This window comes from Pseudomonas sp. SAS7 (assembly GCF_052112345.1).
Taxonomy (GTDB): Bacteria; Pseudomonadota; Gammaproteobacteria; order Pseudomonadales; family Pseudomonadaceae; genus Aquipseudomonas; species Aquipseudomonas putida_Q.
Map to the genome: position 1 here is coordinate 100,694 of NZ_JBEGGO010000008.1, position 16,472 is coordinate 117,165.

Genomic DNA, 16,472 nt, shown 5'->3' on the forward strand with positions numbered 1-16,472 from the left:
AACCTGTCGCGATGGCATGAAGCGTTTATGGATGGGCGCTGCGCTTGCGCGTTTTTTTCGTCGGGCGCTTGCCAGGCTTGAGTTGCCAGCGGTCGGCATTGGCGAGCAAGCGCTCCTGAATTACGCGTGGGTAGTCGCTGAGGGTGGTCACGGGTGGTACGGGCTTGCCGGGCAAGCCGGCCTCGCGGATTACTTTCGGCCAGCGCGGTCGCCAGCACAGCAGCAGGCTGAGCCAGTGACCGGTGCCAACGATGACGAAAGCGGGCCACACGAACAGCAGGATAACTTTGAACAACCAGCTGCTTTTGCGGAAGAAACGCCCAAGCCCCTCGAACTGGGCGCTGAATGCCTGGATGGGTGATGGTAGCTGTGTGCTCAGGCGGGGGCGGGGGACGGCGTGTGGGCCTTCTTCCATGTAGCGGCGGATGAACTCCCACTCATCACGCAGTTCGCTGCCGCCTTGGCCTTGTTTGCCGAGTAGGGCCATTTCCATATGGGGGAGGCCGGTGCGGCTGGGGTGCCAGACTAGCCCTAGTCGCATGCCCACGCTCAGTGAGTCATCTTCCGGGTCGATGGCTGTGCTTCCGGTTGTTTTCCAGGGGAAAGTGACGATGCCGCCGCAGTATTTCGGTCGGTGTAGGTGAACTTGTTGGGTTACTCGATTGAAGCGAATGAGCAAGTGACGGCTAGTCAGCATTTCTAGTCGAGTCAGGCTTACTCCATATTTTGAGTAAACATATAGGATAGCACCTGATACTAGGGCCATCATGAATGTGAGTGCCATCATTAAAACTGAGCGAGCCTCACTATCTGTTACGTCATCCCAGAGAAAATAAAAGGTGGAAATTGTCGTAACACCTATGATGGGTATGATGCCGCCTAACGTTGCAATTGTTATGAGGCCGCGCTTTTCTTCTGAGCCTCCACATCGCATTTCAATAAATGTTTCGTTAAAAGCGAAAACAGGTCCGCGTGCACGAGGGTTATCGCTGACAGTTTGAAAGTGTATGTCCTCCTCCAGATCTCCTTCGTAGAAGTCTTGGTTGGCGCGCTTTTCAGCAGATGTCAACTCTGCTTCGTGCACTTTCCTTGCAGCCTCTGACTCGGTAGCCATCCGCCAGAGCCCCCATTCAATCAAATACATTACAGAACCTCGCTGAATGCGGCATGTAACGCCTTTAGTTCTTCATGCTCTCCGTAAGGCGCCGAGCCTTTTCCCACGCGGAAACTGCTGCGCTTGCACCACTTTTCCAAAGCGTCATCTTCAAAGATGTAAATTATCAGCGTCAGGGTGAGCCCTATCCAGAAGGCGCCGAGCACTAAACGAGCGAGTAGTAGTCTCGCTGCCTGCGTGCCCAGTTTGTTTGCGAGTGATGACATTGATTGAGTAAGCAATCTTACTATTTTGTTAGTGCTGGAGTTTGCAAGGCGGTCGAATAAAGGCTTAGCTATGGCAACGGCGGTTCCAAGCTCTCCCAATGATAATGATATGGTGGCCACTCCTCTGAACGCGTATGCAGTACCCAAAATTCTCGATTTCTTCTTGTCCTGCTTCGCAGTTGGATCGCTTCGGAGATGCTGAAACCAGTCCGTAAAGTCCCACCATGCCAGCATCCCACCACCGATGCCCGCCAGCCCAGCGCCCCATAGCTTCAACCTCCCCAATGTCGCGGCGGCCCCTTTCCCGGTCACACTGTTAGGCCCGTATCGGGTTACCACTTGGTCCACATAGCTGGCTCCAATTTCAAAGCCCGCCGCAGCCGTGGTCATTGCGGCAGCCAAGAGTTCAGTCTTGATACGTGCATCACTGTCAGGCAGCTCGCGGGCTTTGAAGGCCATCAGCATGCCTTCGATGAGGCATATCAGGCCGGCAGCACGAACTTTATAGAAGTCGCTTTGCTTGTTATCAGCCTGCATTAGCCCTTCGGCCCAGGCCTGATCTAGGTAACGTGCAATCTGGCCGCCGCTGCGTTGTGGGTTAATGGGCTGCCCGCTTCGTGCAGCTTCACTCAGGCGTATGTCAACAGCCGTTTCATGTACCGAAGCAAACAACGCCAGGCGTAGTCCGTGGTGCAACGCTCGGTCTGCGCTGCTCGGTGCGCCGGTTCTCAGCACCTGTCGACCCAGCGCGACGTACCATCCATACAGGCCGATGCTGACGCTGCTGTTCCGCTTCTGCAGTTCCTCATACAGCGTGTTGATGCGTCCGAAGACATTCGCAGCGGCGTGGGCGCGTTTGGCAAGGCCTTCGGCCAGCGTGAAGTTGAATTCTGCGGGCGGTTCAGCCTTGGCGGCTTCCAGCAGCGCCGCAAGCTCCTCTCGGAGGTCGTCCTGGTTGTAGCTGATGCCGCGTATTGCCAGGTTTGCCCGGTCGGCCACGTCGCTGCGCCACCAGTGGTCCAGCACCTTCGTCCCCCATTCACTCAACTCCATGCCGATCACGCACTGGCCGGTCTGCTCGGCAAAGGCCAGGCCGTTGATGAGGTCGGCGTTGTCGTAGCGGTCCAGCGCTTGCAGCAACCGTTCGCTGACTACCCAACGGGCATGGTCCTTGGCGCGGTCTTCTGCCGCTTGCTGGGCGTGTTGCATGGCCTGCTCAAAGGCTTCGAGCTGATCGTGCATGGCCTGACGGTCGACCAGGTGGCCGTATTTCTGGTCGAACTTCTTGCTGAACTCGCCAGCATCCTGACGGGCCTGGACTTTGGCGCGGACATCGCGCTCGAACTGCGCCATGTGCGGCTTCATGCGTTCGTCATGGGCGTCGGCTTGCTGCCTGGCCCGTTCGGAAAAGGCGTAGATCTCCGCATGCAGGTGAGGCTGGTTACGTACTTTCTCGGCCATGACTTCGCGCTTGACGATCTGCTCGGCCATCATCTGCGGGTAGAGCTTTTCGATCTCCAGGAACGACTGCCCGACCAGCAGCTTGCGCTCGTTGTCCACGCCAGGCTCCACGGTGCGTTCCAGCCACTTGGTCTTCACATCATCGACAGCGGCATTGCGCCAGGCGTTGAGCTCCTGGGTAATGCCGATGGCGTCTTCGATGACGATGGCGGCGCCACGGGGCTTGGTCTGGTTCATTAGCGGCGCCAGCGCTTGCCGTGAGGCGTGCGGCGAGACGATCTGGTCATTGTTGAACGGCTGCAGGTCCAGTAGCGCCTGCAGGTCTGTATCGTCCTGGGCCTTGAAGTCGGCAACCCAACTCAGTTGGTCATGCTTGAGCACGTGGGGCTGTGGTGGGGCGTCGGAGGGTTGGATGAAACGGGCGATATCGATGGCGGGCAGGCTGCTGCGGTACTCGTCTTCAAGCAGGCGATAGTTGTCGAGCATGCGCGGGGTCAGCGGGGAAGGGCTGAACAATGGGCGCAGCTCCTGGATGTCATCCAGGTCATAGAGGGTGATGGTCCAGCCGAAGCTGCGGATGATCTCATCCAGATTGCCGGCGCTGGGGGCGGGTTCCCAGGGGGCGTCGGCGCTGATGTACAGCAGTGAGCCATTGGGCGCGACGCGGTACTGGCTGTGCCACTCGTAGGCCGGTGCGCTGTGGCGCTTGATCAGCAGGTAGAAAAAACCCTCGCGCAGCGGGCGGATGGCGTAGCTGGAATGGGTCATTTCGCCGACGTCCTGAAAGGGGCTGAGATAACCCGGCAGTTTGGGCAGGCGGGCGCGTTGTGCCGGGTTGCCGCCGATGGCGGCGTAGCGCAGGGGCAGCAGTTCGAAGCGGCGGGTACAGTTGGCGACCGGGCTGTTGCGCAGGGCGGGGCGGTAACCGGTGGTGATGCGCCGGCACAGTTCGAGGGTTTCGTTCAATGAATCCAAGGATGTGCTCCAGTGAGCAGGAGTGATCATCAAATGCATGCAACGCGCTGCATTTGACCCGAACCTGGACCCTAGCGAGGAATCACTTCTTGCTGGAGCTTTGCGCTTCCGATACGTGCGTAGGAGATTTCTGAAAATGCGGTGGTCTTGACGTCGGTAGGTGTTTTCACCGGCTATCACGTCCACAAAAAGGCTTCTCGTCACGCTTTGGAAAGTCGGTGGGAGAGCGAACCTGACAGATTTTTTGTAGGCGACCTGGCAAATCAAAAGGGCCGCAAAGCGGCCCTGGTGCATTTCAGAACGCCCCTTGCAACGTCACCATGAAATTGCGTGGCTCGCCATAGAAATTGCCCCACGCCGGCGCACCGATGGTGGCGTAGTACTTCTTGTCGAACAGGTTGTTGCCGTTTAGCGCGACCGTCCAGTTCGGGTCGATGCGGTACTGCACGCGGCCGTTCCATACGGTGTAGCCCGCCTGCTCGACGCGGGTAGTGCCGGTGGTGCGGAAGTTTTCGCTCTGGCTGTTCAGGCCGGCGCCGACGGTGAAGCGCTCCAGTGCACCGCCCAGCTGGTAGTCACCCCACACCTTGAGCATGTGCCGTGGGATGAAGCTGGAGGTGAAGGTCAGCTCGGTGGGGTCGGTGTCCTCGATGGTGTTCAGGTACTTGGTCTGGGTGTAGGTGTAGCCTGCCAGCAGTTGCAGGCGCTCGATCGGCGAGCCGCTGATCTCGGCCTCGAAACCCTGGGCACGCACCTTGCCGCTGTCGGTGTAGCAATAGCCGTCGCCTGACGGGCAGGCTTCGTTGTAGTCGGTTTCCGCGCGGTGATTCTCGATGGTGCGGAACAGGTTGAACGAGGTGTTCAACGCGCCGTCAAGCAGCTCGCCCTTGATGCCGATCTCGTAGTTGGCACCGGTCTTGGGCTGTAACGCCTGCCGCTCGGCATTCACCTTGTCGCTCTGCGGCTGGAAGATGTCGGCGTAGCTGGCGTAGGCGGTCCACTGGTCGTTCAGGTCGTACAGCACGGCGGCGAACGGCGTGACCTGGCCGTTTTCTTCACTGCGGTTATGTACCCAGTAATCGTAGAGCTGGGTATAGGAGTCGCTCTTGTTGCGGTACCAGCTGACCCGCGCGCCCAGCACCAGGGTCAGTGGCTCTGCCAGCTTCAGGCGCAGGTTGGCGTAGGTGCCGTACTGGGTGGTGGTGGAGTCAGTTGGCACGCTGCCGCCGCGGGTCGGGTTAACCAGGTAATCGCCCTTGGACGGGTGTGGGAAGTTCGCGGTCGGATTGAACGGGTCCTGCTTGGCGTTCAGCAGCATCAGCGCGAAGTAATCATGGGTTTTCTGCCGGCTGGCGTTGGCGCCGATGATCAGTTCGTGCTGCAGGCCGAACGCCTCGAACTTGCCGTCGACATAGCTATCGAAGCCGTAGTCGTCCTGGTCGTAGTCGAAACGACCGGCGCGCACGTTCATGCTGGCGGTGCTGGCGCCGACCGGTACCGTGCCTTCGGAGTAGGCGTATTCGATGTCCTGGTTGTTGTGGGTGTAGATCGAGGCGAAGTTCAGCGTCCAGTCATCGTTGAAGCGGTGCTCGAGGTCGGCGAAACCGGTAACACGCTGGCTTTGCAGGTCGTTCCAGCTGGCCCCCAGGCAGGTGGAGCGCGACAGCTTCAGGTCACTGCCATCGGCGTAGCGTGGCAGGCCGGAATAGCACGGTGTGGCATCGACATCCTCGTAGGCCAGGCCAAAGCCAAGGGTGGTGTAGGCGGTGACGTCCCAGTCGATGGCGCCGTACAGTATCTGGTCCTGGCGCTTGGCTGTGTCATAGAAGTACTGGCGGTCCTGCAGCGACGCCACGGCGCGCCCCCGCACGGTTCCTGACTCGTTTAACGGGCCGCCTACATCCACCTGACCGCGGTAGTTGTCCCAGCTACCGGCAGACAGGGTGACGGTGGTGGCGGCTTGTTCCTGGCCACGCTTGCGCACGAAGTTGACGCCGCCGGCAGAAGAGCCGGAGCCCTTCATCATGCCGGCCGCGCCCTTGAGGATTTCGACGCGGTCGTAGAACGCCATGTCGCTGGAAAAGCTGTTGGCCTGCACGTAGTTGCCGCCCACGTCCAGCGGCACGCCGTCGTACTGGTACTGGCCGTCCAGGTTGAAACCACGGGAATAGAAATACTTGCCGCCCATGGGCGAGTCGTACACGGTGATGCCCGGGGTCTTGTCCAGCACCTGTTCCAGCGTGTTGAGGTTCTGGTCGTCGAGCATCTTGCGGGTCATCACGGTGACCGACTGCGGGGTTTCCTTCAGCGTGTGCACGCCCTTGCCGATGGTCACTGCGTGGGCGGTGTACGACTGGGTGCCCTCGCTGGTTGCGTCCAGCCGGTTGGCGTCGATGTTCATCGGCCCCAGTTCCATCGCCGAGCCGTTGTCTGCAGGCATCAGCACATAGCCGCCATTGCCCTGGCGCTGCGCCTGCAAGCCACTGTTGGCCAGCAGGCGGATCAGCCCTTCATCGACGCTGTAGCTGCCTTCCAGGCCTGCGCTGCTCAGATTGCGCGTTTGTGCGGTGTCGAACGAAATGGTCACGCCCGCCTGCACGCCAAACTGGGTGATGGCATTGCCCAACGGGCCGGCAGGGACGTGGTAGGCGGTCTGGCTTTGGGCCATGGCCTGGGCAGGCATCAGCAGCAGCCCCGGCGCGCTGGCCAGGGACATGCCGAACAGCACCAGGCGCACGGCCTGGCTCAGCTTGGTTGCAGGGGTGGGGTGCAGATGGGGCATTGCGTGATCCTTCCGTGTCATGGCAGAAAGTCGCTGTCGTCGCGGCTTGTGTCAGGGACGGGCGAGAATCGAAATCAGCAAGGTGTGGGTGAAATTATTTTTGGGGCCGTTATTCAGGCGGGTTCCACGCTCACCCAGTAACGGCTGATATAGCGCACCTTCACGGGCAGGGTTTTGGGCAGGTTGGCCAGTGCAATATCGGTATCGTCGATGCGGAATGCACCGGAAATGCTCATGGACCGGATCGAGGAGGCGCAGCGCAGCACCCCTTGCCGGTAACGCCCCAGTTCTTCGACAAAGTCGCCCAGCTGCCAGTCGTTCACACTCAGCATGCCCTGCAGCCAGGCCGTCGAGTCGACGGGCAGGGCATGTGCGGTGGCAAAGTCGTCGCGGTCAAAATTCACTTGCTGGCTGGCCTGCAGTTGCAGCACCCGATCAGGGTAGTGCTGCGGGCGTACTTCGACAGAGCCCTGCAGCACGCCCACGCGCGTCTGCCGGGCAAGTTTGCGGATGCTGAACTCGGTACTACGGTTGAGCACGCTGCCGTCTTCGGTGTGCACGATGAACGGGCGCTGCTCAAGGCCACTGATCGGGCGCACCAGGATTTCCCCTTGGTACAGCTGGATCGCCCGTACTTTGCCGTCGTAGCGCACATCCAGCGCGGTATTCACGTTCAGCTCAAGCTGCGAGCCATCCTCCAGTTGCATGGCGCGCCGTTCGCCGCCATGGGTGCGTTGCTGGGCCAGCAAGGCGCGATAGGGCACCTGCTCGGCTGCCAGCCAGCCACCGCCGCCCATGGCCAGCAACAGGCTCAGCACCTTCAGTACATCGCGCCGCTGTGCTTGTGCCGCGCCCAGGCTGGACAGCGCCGCCTGTGGCGGCACCAGGGCCCATTGCTGCTGCAGTTTTTCTACCCGCGCCCAGGCGGCAGCGTGTTGCGGGCTGGCCTGCAGCCACTGCCGCCAGGCGTAGGTGCGGGCCTCGTTGCTGGCGCCATCGTTGAGCTGCACATACCAGGTGGCAGCGGCTTCGAGTGTCTTGAGATCCATCGCCCTCAGCCTTCGACTGCCAGCAGGCAGCGGGTCATCGCCTTGATCAGGTGGTTCTTTACCGTGGTAACCGACACGCCGAAGCGCTCGGCCGCAGCGCCGTAGGTCAGGCCTTCGAGTTGAACGGCAAGGAAGATGGCGCGGGTCTTGGCGCCGAGTTCGTCGAGCAGGCTGTCCACGGCCACCAGCATTTCTATGATGGACAAGCGCACCTCCGGCGATACCTCTACCGGCTCCGGGCGCAGGGCCAGCGCTTGCAGGTAGGCTTTTTCGATGGCGCGGCGGCGGGCTTTGTCGATCAGCAGCGCGCGGGCGATAGCGCTGAGGTAGCTGCGCGGCTCGCGGATCGGCAACGGGTTACGTGCGGTCATTACCCGCAAGAACGTGTCATGCGCCAGGTCGGAAGCGTCGGCGGCGTTGCCCAGGCGGGCGCGCAGCCAGCCCTTCAGCCAGCTGTTGTTTTCGCTGTACAGCTGGTGCAGGGCCTGGGGATCGAGCGTCGACATGGCGTCAAGACCGCAATATTAATGGGAATTGATCGCATTGTTATGGGCTGGTGACTCGATTGCAAGAGGCCTTGCAATCGAGTCACTCCATACGCGGCCCCTGTAGGAGCGGCCTTGTGTCGCGAACGGGGTGCGAAGCGCCCCCAAGATCTGCGTATCACCGCAGAATCGCCGGGGCCGCTTTGCGGCCCTATCGCGACACAAGGCCGCTCCTACAAGGGGTTGCGTGCACGCTGGAGCGCAGTGGTTAGAACCCGGCCTCCAGGCTCAGCAGGTCCTGCACCGTCTGCCGCCGGCGAATCATCCGCAGCGTCCCGTCTTCGATCAGGAACTCCGGCAGCAACGGCCGGCTGTTGTAGTTCGACGACATTGATGCACCATAGGCGCCGGCGTCATGGATCACCAGCAGGTCGCCCACCTGAGCCTGGGGCAGGTCCTGCGGGGTCAGTTCCTGGTCGTCCTGGGTGAACACGTCACCCGATTCGCACAATGGCCCGGCCACAACAGTCGGCTGCCGTGGGCGGTCCACCGGTTGGCCGTTGGCGTCGAGCAGGGTCATGCCGTGGTAGGCGCCGTACATCGCCGGGCGCATCAGGTCGTTGAAGCCGGCGTCGATCATGACGAAGGTGTTGCGGCCCACTTGCTTGACGGCCCGCACTTCAGCCACGAGGTAGCCAGACTCCGCCACCAGGAAGCGCCCTGGCTCGATTTCCATGCGCACGGGGTGGCCCAGCATTGCTTCGATTTCCTTGCGCGCCACCGCCCATGTCTGGGCGTAGCGCTGCAGGTCGACCGGCTTGTCGGTGCTGCGGTAAGGGGTGGACAGCCCGCCACCGATGGAGAACGCCTCGATGTCCACGCCCAGGCGGCCGATCAGCTCGATCATCGAGCGAGCCACCTGTTCCAGGTGCTGGTAGTCCACCCCGGAACCAATGTGCATGTGCACGCCTACCAAGTGCAGGCCATGGGCCTTGATGCACGCGAGGGCCTCGTCCAGCTCTTCGTGCCAGATGCCGTGCTTGCTGTTTTCGCCGCCGGTGTTGGTCTTGCGGCTGTGGCCATGGCCGAAGCCCGGGTTGATGCGGACCCACACGCGGTGGCCGGGCGAGCGTTCACCCAGTTGGCGCAGCATGTCGATGGAGCCGGCGTTGACTTCGATCTTTTCTGCCACCACCCGCTCCAGGGTTGGCCGGTCCAGCGCGTCGCAGGTCAGCACCACGCCGGCAGGGTCACCGTCCACGCTTGCACCCGCAGCGAAGGCCCGCTCCATTTCACCCAGCGACACGGCATCCAGCACCAGGCCGTGGGCGCGCATCAGGCGCAGCACATGCAGGTTGGGGTTGGCTTTCTGGGCGAAGCGTACGGTGTCGAATACGTTCAACTGCTCGACACGCGCGGCGATGGTGCTGGCGTCGTACGCCCACAGCGGCGATCCGTGCTGGCGAACCGCCTTGGCCAGAAGGGTGAAGGGTGCGGTCATAGTGGCGCTACTCGTATAAGGAAGGCCACGAGGATGAATCAAAGCGGGAATTCAGAAAAATAGCTATTTTTCTGCCAGTCATTCATATCTGATATATCCATTGTCGACTCACCGGGTGTTGCCGTGAAACTGTCCGTCCGCCACATCGAAGTGTTCCGCGCCATCATGGCCGCTGGCAGTGTCACCGGTGCGGCGCGCCTGCTGTTCACCTCGCAGCCAACCGTTAGCCGCGAGCTGGCGCGGCTGGAGCAGGTGACTGGCCTGAACCTGTTCGAGCGCGAGGGAGGGCGCCTGGTGGCGACGGCCCAGGCGCTGCTGTTGATCGAAGAGGTCGAGCGCGCCTACGTCGGGCTCGAGCGCATTGATCGCTTTGCCCAGGCCATCCGCAATTTCGAGCAGGGGCGGCTGGCCATCACCTGCCTGCCGCTGTTCTCCCAGACCTTGCTGCCCAAGGCCTGCCAGCGCTTCCATCAGCAGCACCGCGGTGTGAGTGTGAGCATCGTGGCGCAGGAGTCGCCGTTGCTGGAGGAGTCACTGGTCGCCCAGCAGCATGACCTTGGCCTGACCGAAATCGAGCAGATACCACGCGGCGCTTATGGTGAACTGCTGTTCAGCGCCAATATGGTCTGCGTGTTGCCCCAGCATCACCCGTTGCAGGCCAAGGCCGAGCTGGAGCTGAGCGACTTTCATGAGGTCGATTTCATCAACCTGGCCAGCCTGGACACCTACCGCCAGCGCCTGGACCAGCATTTTCGCGCGGCGGGGGTGAACCGCCGCACGGTGATCGAGACCACCAGTGCCGCCTCGGTGTGCGCCATGGTCAGGCAAGGCCTTGGGGTGGCGATCATCAACCCGCTGAGCGGCCTGGAGGCGGCCCAGGGCGGGTTGCCGATCCGCAGGTTGCGGGTGTCGGTGCCCTATCAGGTCATGCTGATACGCCCCGACCACCGGCCGGCATCGGCCGCGGTGGAGCCGTTTTGCGAGGCGCTGCGGGTGCAGGCTAAAGCAATGCAACAAGCGCTGGCATGATCATTGTGGGAGCGGGTTCACCCGCGAAGAAGCCACCCGCCGTGGATGGCACGGGCTTCGCCCGTGTTCGCGGGCGAGCCCGCTCCCACAGGGATCGCGCGAGCTTTTGGAAGTTGAGCAAGGCAGTTGCTCCCACAGAGATCGTGCAACCTTTCAGCTTGGTTAAAGTTCGCAGACGAAGGTCCCGGTCCCGGTCAGGATGTTTTCCAGGGTTTGCTTCACTTCGTCCAGGTCGCTCAGGTCGCTGGTGAGGTTGATCTCCAGCACCTCGTCCCCCTTCAGCGCATCCTGGTCGCCGGCCGCCACTTCGATCAGCAGGCGCTTGGCACTCAGCGTCACCTTCAGCCCATCCAGCGTCGACGGCTCGTCATCCAGGGTCAGGTCGACGGTGTCTTCGTCGGGGTAGCGGGTAAGCAGGAACATCTGTCCCTTGTCGCTGTGGCAGCACAGGGTCGCCATGTTGTCTTCCTCGTCATCGCAAGGGGTGGCGAACAGCAAGGCGGTGTTGATTTGCATGAGCAGGCTCGGATCAAAGGAAACGGAAGGGAATTCTGACAGTCTTGCGTACAGGCATAAACGTAAAGTTACCGCCCCTTGACCGAAATTGTCGCAGCGCTGCAAGCGTTGATGACCGATCAGTCGTTAAGCTTCGGCGAGCCCTGGGCGTGCCCGCGCACGTTCAACGCCTGGTTTTACCGTCCGCCATGCCACGGGTTGGCTATCGTTGATCCGTACACGGCGCACGCAGCGACGCTTCAACTATTACAAAGCCCAAGCGGAGTACCACAGATGGCGTTCTTCACCGCAGCCAGCAAAGCCGACTTCCAGCATCAACTGCAAGCGGCCCTGGCGCAGCACATCAGCGAACAGTCCCTGCCACAAGTGGCGCTGTTCGCCGAGCAGTTCTTCGGCATCATCTCTCTGGACGAACTCACCCAGCGCAGGCTTTCTGACCTGGCCGGCTGCACCCTCTCAGCCTGGCGCATCATCGAGCGTTTCGACCCCGAATACCCGCAAGTACGCGTATACAACCCCGATTACGAACGCAATGGCTGGCAGTCGACCCACACCGTGGTCGAGGTGCTGCACCACGACCTGCCGTTTTTGGTCGACTCTGTGCGCACCGAGCTCAACCGCCGCGGCTACAGCATCCACACCCTGCAGACCACCGTGCTCAGCGTGCGCCGTGGCGCCAAGGGCGAGCTGCTGGAACTGCTGCCCAAGGGCACCCAGGGCGAAGGTGTGCGCCATGAGTCGCTGATGTACCTGGAGATCGACCGCTGCGCGAACGCTGCCGAACTGACGGTGCTGACCCGCGAGATCGAGCAGGTGCTGGCCGAGGTGCGGGTGGCGGTGGCCGACTTCGAACCGATGAAGGCCAAGCTGCGTGAAGTGGTGGCGCAGGTTGAACAGACCGCCTTTGGCCCAGCCCAGAACGAGAAGGGCGAGGTCAAAGCGTTCCTCGAGTGGCTGCTGGACAACCATTTCACCTTCCTGGGCTATGAAGAATTCACCGTCAAGGGCGACGCCGACGGCGGCCAGATGGTCTACGACGAGCAGTCGTTCCTCGGCCTGCCGCGCCGCCTGCGAGTGGGCCTGACGGCCGAAGAGCTGCGCATCGAAGACTACGCCGTGGCTTACCTCAACGAACCGCTGCTGCTGTCGTTTGCCAAGGCTGCGCTGCCCAGCCGTGTACACCGGCCGGCCTACCCTGACTATGTGTCGATCCGCCAGCTGGACGCCGACGGCAAAGTCATCAAGGAACACCGCTTCATGGGCCTGTACACCTCGTCGGTGTATGGCGAAAGCGTGCATGCCATCCCGTATATCCGCGTGAAGGTGGCTGAAGTCGAGCGCCGCTCGGGCTTCGACGCCAAGGCCCACCTGGGCAAGGAACTGGCACAGGTACTGGAAGTGCTGCCGCGCGACGACCTGTTCCAGACGCCGATCGACGAGCTGTTCACCACCGTCATGGCGATCGTGCAGATCCAGGAGCGCAACAAGATCCGCGTGTTCCTGCGCAAGGACCCGTACGGCCGCTTCTGCTACTGCCTGGCCTATGTGCCGCGGGAGATCTACTCCACCGAAGTACGGCAGAAGATCCAGCAAGTGCTGATGGAGCGCCTGAAGGCCAGCGACTGCGAGTTCTGGACCTTCTTCTCCGAGTCGGTGCTGGCACGCGTGCAGCTGATTTTGCGGGTAGACCCGAAAAACCGCATCGACATCGACCCGCAGCAGCTGGAGCGTGAAGTAATCCAGGCCTGCCGCTCGTGGCATGACGACTATTCGACGCTGGTGGTCGAGAACTTCGGTGAAGCCCAGGGCACCAACATCCTGGCCGATTTCCCCAAAGGCTTCCCGGCCGGCTACCGTGAGCGCTTCGCCGCGCACTCGGCAGTGGTCGACCTGCAGCACGTGCTGAACCTGTCGGAAAGCAAGCCGCTGGCGATGAGCTTCTACCAGCCACTGACCCAGGTTGGCGAGCGCATCCTGCACTGCAAGCTGTACCACGCCGATACGCCACTGGCGTTGTCTGATGTGCTGCCGATCCTGGAAAACCTCGGCCTGCGCGTGCTTGGCGAGTTCCCGTACCGCCTGCGCCATGCCAATGGCCGCGAGTACTGGATCCACGACTTCGCCTTCACCTACAGCGAAGGCCTGAGCCTGGATATCCAGCAGCTCAACGACACCCTGCAGGACGCCTTCATCCACATCGTGGGCGGCGATGCCGAGAACGATGCCTTCAACCGCCTGGTGCTCACCGCCGGCCTGCCATGGCGTGACGTGGCGCTGCTGCGCGCCTACGCCCGTTACCTGAAGCAGATCCGCCTGGGCTTTGATCTGGGCTACATCGCCAGCACCCTGAACAACCACACCGACATCGCCCGCGAGCTGACCCGGTTGTTCAAGACCCGCTTCTACCTGGCACGCAAGCTTACCCAGGACGACCTGGACGACAAGCAGCAGCGCCTGGAACAAGCGATTTTGACCGCGCTGGACGACGTGCAGGTCCTCAACGAAGACCGCATCCTGCGCCGCTACCTGGACCTGATCAAGGCTACCCTGCGCACCAACTTCTACCAACCGGATGCCAACGGCCAGAACAAGTCGTACTTCAGCTTCAAGTTCAACCCCAAGCTGATCCCCGAACTGCCCAAGCCAGTGCCCAAGTTCGAAATCTTCGTCTATTCACCGCGCGTCGAGGGTGTGCACCTGCGCTTTGGCAACGTCGCCCGTGGCGGCCTGCGCTGGTCCGACCGCGAAGAGGACTTCCGCACCGAAGTGCTGGGCCTGGTGAAAGCCCAGCAGGTGAAGAACTCGGTCATCGTGCCGGTCGGCGCCAAGGGTGGCTTCCTGCCGCGCCGGCTGCCGCTGGGTGGCAGCCGTGACGAGATCGCCGCAGAAGGCGTGGCGTGCTATCGCATCTTCATTTCCGGCCTGCTCGACATCACCGACAACCTCAAGGACGGCGGCGTGGTGCCACCGGCCAACGTGGTTCGCCACGACGATGACGACCCGTACCTGGTGGTGGCGGCGGACAAAGGCACGGCAACCTTCTCCGATATCGCCAACGGCATCGCCATCGACTACGGCTTCTGGCTGGGCGACGCCTTTGCCTCGGGCGGTTCGGCCGGTTATGACCACAAGAAGATGGGCATTACCGCACGTGGCGCCTGGGTGGGCGTGCAGCGCCACTTCCGCGAGCGCGGCATCAACGTGCAGGAAGACCCGATCACCGTGATCGGCGTGGGCGACATGGCCGGCGACGTATTCGGTAACGGCCTGCTGATGTCCGACAAGCTGCAACTGGTGGCGGCCTTCAACCACCTGCACATCTTCATTGACCCGAACCCGGAGCCTGCGTCCAGCTTTGCCGAGCGCAAGCGCCTGTTCGACCTGCCGCGTTCTGCCTGGAGCGATTACGACACCAGCATCATGTCCGAAGGCGGCGGGATCTTCCCGCGCAGTGCCAAGAGCATCGCCATCAGCCCGCAGATGAAAGAGCGCTTTGCGATTGAAGCCGACCGCCTGACCCCGACCGAGCTGCTCAACGCGCTGCTCAAGGCACCGGTCGACCTGCTGTGGAACGGCGGCATTGGTACCTACGTGAAGGCCAGCACCGAAAGCCACGCCGATGTCGGCGACAAGGCCAACGACGCGCTGCGGGTCAACGGCAACGAACTGCGATGCAAGGTGGTGGGCGAGGGCGGCAACCTGGGCATGACCCAGCTTGGCCGGGTCGAGTTCGGGCTGAACGGCGGCGCTACCAACACCGACTTCATCGACAACGCCGGCGGCGTGGACTGCTCCGACCACGAGGTCAACATCAAGATCCTGCTCAACGAGGTGGTGCAGGGTGGCGACATGACCGAGAAGCAGCGCAACCAGCTGCTCGGTAGCATGACCGACGAAGTGGGCGCCCTGGTCTTGGGCAACAACTACAAGCAGACCCAGGCGCTGTCGCTGGCGGCCCGCCGTGCCCGCGAGCGGATCGCCGAGTACAAGCGCCTGATGGCCGACCTGGAAGCCCGTGGCAAGCTGGACCGCGCCATCGAGTTCCTGCCGTCCGAAGAGCAACTGGCCGAGCGCCTGGCTGCTGGCCATGGGCTGACCCGTGCCGAGCTGTCGGTGCTGATTTCGTACAGCAAGATCGACCTCAAGGAACAGCTCCTGAAGTCGCTGGTGCCAGACGACGACTACCTGACCCGCGACATGGAAACCGCCTTCCCGCCGTCGCTGGTGAGCAAGTTTGCCGACTCCATGCGCCGCCACCGCCTGAAGCGCGAAATTGTCAGCACCCAGATCGCCAACGACCTGGTCAACAACATGGGCATCACCTTCGTCCAGCGCCTGAAGGAGTCGACTGGCATGAGCCCGGCCAACGTGGCCGGGGCCTATGTGATCGTGCGCGACATCTTCCACCTGCCGCACTGGTTCCGCCAGATCGAGGCACTGGACTACCAGGTGCCGGCCGAAGTCCAGCTCACCCTGATGGACGAACTGATGCGCCTGGGCCGCCGTGCCACGCGCTGGTTCCTGCGCAGCCGCCGCAACGAGCAGGACGCCGGGCGTGATACCGCGCACTTCGGGCCGAAGATTGCGCAACTCGGGCTCAAGCTTGATGAGCTGCTCGAAGGCCCGACCCGCGAACGCTGGATGGTGCGCTACCAGGGCTTTGTCGACGCCGGCGTGCCAGAACTGCTGGCGCGCATGGTGGCGGGTACCAGCCACCTGTACACCCTGCTGCCGATCATCGAAGCGGCCGACGTCACCGGCCACGACCCGGCCCAGGTGGCCAAGGCGTTCTTCGCCGTGGGCAGCGCGCTGGACCTGACCTGGTACCTGCAGGAAATCAGCAACTTGCCGGTGGAGAACAACTGGCAGGCGCTGGCCCGCGAAGCCTTCCGCGACGATATCGACCTGCAGCAGCGGGCAATCACCATCTCGGTCTTGCAGATGGCCGATGCGCCGGATGACATGGACGCCCGTGTGGCGCTGTGGGCCGAGCAGCATCGGGTGATGGTGGAGCGCTGGCGTGCCATGCTGGACGACTTGCGCAATGCTACGGGTACCGACTATGCGATGTACGCGGTGGCCAACCGCGAGCTGGTCGACCTGGCCATGAGCGGGCAGGCGACGGTGGTGCCGTCCTGATCCTTATGGTGAGGTAAAACAATGCCCCGGCAGCAATGCCGGGGCTTTTTATTTGGTCATTCCACGGTCCCGGTAGGAGCGGCCTTGTGCCGCGAAAGGGGTGCGAAGCGCCCCCACAATTTATGCCTCAGGCTGATATCGCCGGGGCCGCTATG

At 62.2% G+C, this 16,472-nt stretch carries 9 protein-coding genes; 2 read left to right on the plus strand and 7 right to left on the minus strand.

Features of this window, described 5'->3' with window-relative positions:
* Positions 1–25: 25 nt before the first annotated feature.
* The 6 genes from ABI582_RS14620 to lysA form a co-directional block, all read right to left on the minus strand.
* Positions 26–1,144, minus strand: a complete 1,119-nt coding sequence (locus tag ABI582_RS14620) for a DUF6708 domain-containing protein (RefSeq protein ID WP_442119529.1) — start codon at positions 1,142–1,144, stop codon at positions 26–28.
* Positions 1,144–3,816, minus strand: coding sequence for a T6SS effector BTH_I2691 family protein (locus tag ABI582_RS14625; protein WP_442119622.1), 2,673 nt, complete (start codon positions 3,814–3,816; stop codon positions 1,144–1,146). Before ABI582_RS14625 ends, ABI582_RS14620 begins: the two co-directional genes overlap by 1 nt.
* Before the next feature lie 295 nt (positions 3,817–4,111).
* Positions 4,112–6,598 (minus strand): TonB-dependent siderophore receptor, encoded by a 2,487-nt coding sequence (locus tag ABI582_RS14630; protein WP_442119530.1) that lies wholly within the window; start codon positions 6,596–6,598, stop codon positions 4,112–4,114.
* A 113-nt stretch (positions 6,599–6,711) separates the two neighbouring features.
* On the minus strand, positions 6,712–7,647 hold the full coding sequence (locus tag ABI582_RS14635; protein WP_442119531.1) for a FecR domain-containing protein: 936 nt from the start codon (positions 7,645–7,647) through the stop codon (positions 6,712–6,714).
* Positions 7,648–7,652: 5 nt separating this feature from the next.
* Complete coding sequence (locus tag ABI582_RS14640) at positions 7,653–8,153, minus strand: sigma-70 family RNA polymerase sigma factor (protein ID WP_338746582.1); 501 nt, start codon at positions 8,151–8,153, stop codon at positions 7,653–7,655.
* Between the two features lie 247 nt (positions 8,154–8,400).
* A complete protein-coding gene (gene lysA / locus ABI582_RS14645) occupies positions 8,401–9,633 on the minus strand; it encodes a diaminopimelate decarboxylase (RefSeq protein ID WP_442119532.1) in 1,233 nt (410 codons plus the stop codon).
* Positions 9,634–9,756: 123 nt separating this feature from the next.
* Here lysA and ABI582_RS14650 point away from each other — a divergent pair, with 123 nt between their 5' ends.
* On the plus strand, positions 9,757–10,662 hold the full coding sequence (locus tag ABI582_RS14650) for a LysR family transcriptional regulator (protein ID WP_442119533.1): 906 nt from the start codon (positions 9,757–9,759) through the stop codon (positions 10,660–10,662).
* Positions 10,663–10,824: 162 nt separating this feature from the next.
* Here the strand turns inward: ABI582_RS14650 and ABI582_RS14655 are convergent, their stop codons facing one another.
* Positions 10,825–11,178, minus strand: coding sequence for a hypothetical protein (locus tag ABI582_RS14655; protein WP_049274347.1), 354 nt, complete (start codon positions 11,176–11,178; stop codon positions 10,825–10,827).
* 273 nt (positions 11,179–11,451) lie between these two features.
* On the opposite strand from ABI582_RS14655, the gene ABI582_RS14660 reads away from it, so the two are divergent.
* Positions 11,452–16,317, plus strand: coding sequence for an NAD-glutamate dehydrogenase (locus tag ABI582_RS14660; RefSeq protein ID WP_338746585.1), 4,866 nt, complete (start codon positions 11,452–11,454; stop codon positions 16,315–16,317).
* The last annotated feature ends 155 nt before the right edge of the window (positions 16,318–16,472 follow it).

Bases quoted from the DNA above. Each gene is read 5' to 3' on its own strand.
- ABI582_RS14635 (WP_442119531.1), bottom strand. From the start codon at position 7,647: ATGGATCTCAAGACACTCGAAGCCGCTGCCACCTGGTATGTGCAGCTC.
- ABI582_RS14620 (WP_442119529.1), bottom strand. From the start codon at position 1,144: ATGTATTTGATTGAATGGGGGCTCTGGCGGATGGCTACCGAGTCAGAG.
- ABI582_RS14660 (WP_338746585.1), top strand. From the start codon at position 11,452: ATGGCGTTCTTCACCGCAGCCAGCAAAGCCGACTTCCAGCATCAACTG.
- ABI582_RS14630 (WP_442119530.1), bottom strand. From the start codon at position 6,598: ATGCCCCATCTGCACCCCACCCCTGCAACCAAGCTGAGCCAGGCCGTG.
- ABI582_RS14655 (WP_049274347.1), bottom strand. From the start codon at position 11,178: ATGCAAATCAACACCGCCTTGCTGTTCGCCACCCCTTGCGATGACGAG.
- lysA (WP_442119532.1), bottom strand. From the start codon at position 9,633: ATGACCGCACCCTTCACCCTTCTGGCCAAGGCGGTTCGCCAGCACGGA.
- ABI582_RS14640 (WP_338746582.1), bottom strand. From the start codon at position 8,153: ATGTCGACGCTCGATCCCCAGGCCCTGCACCAGCTGTACAGCGAAAAC.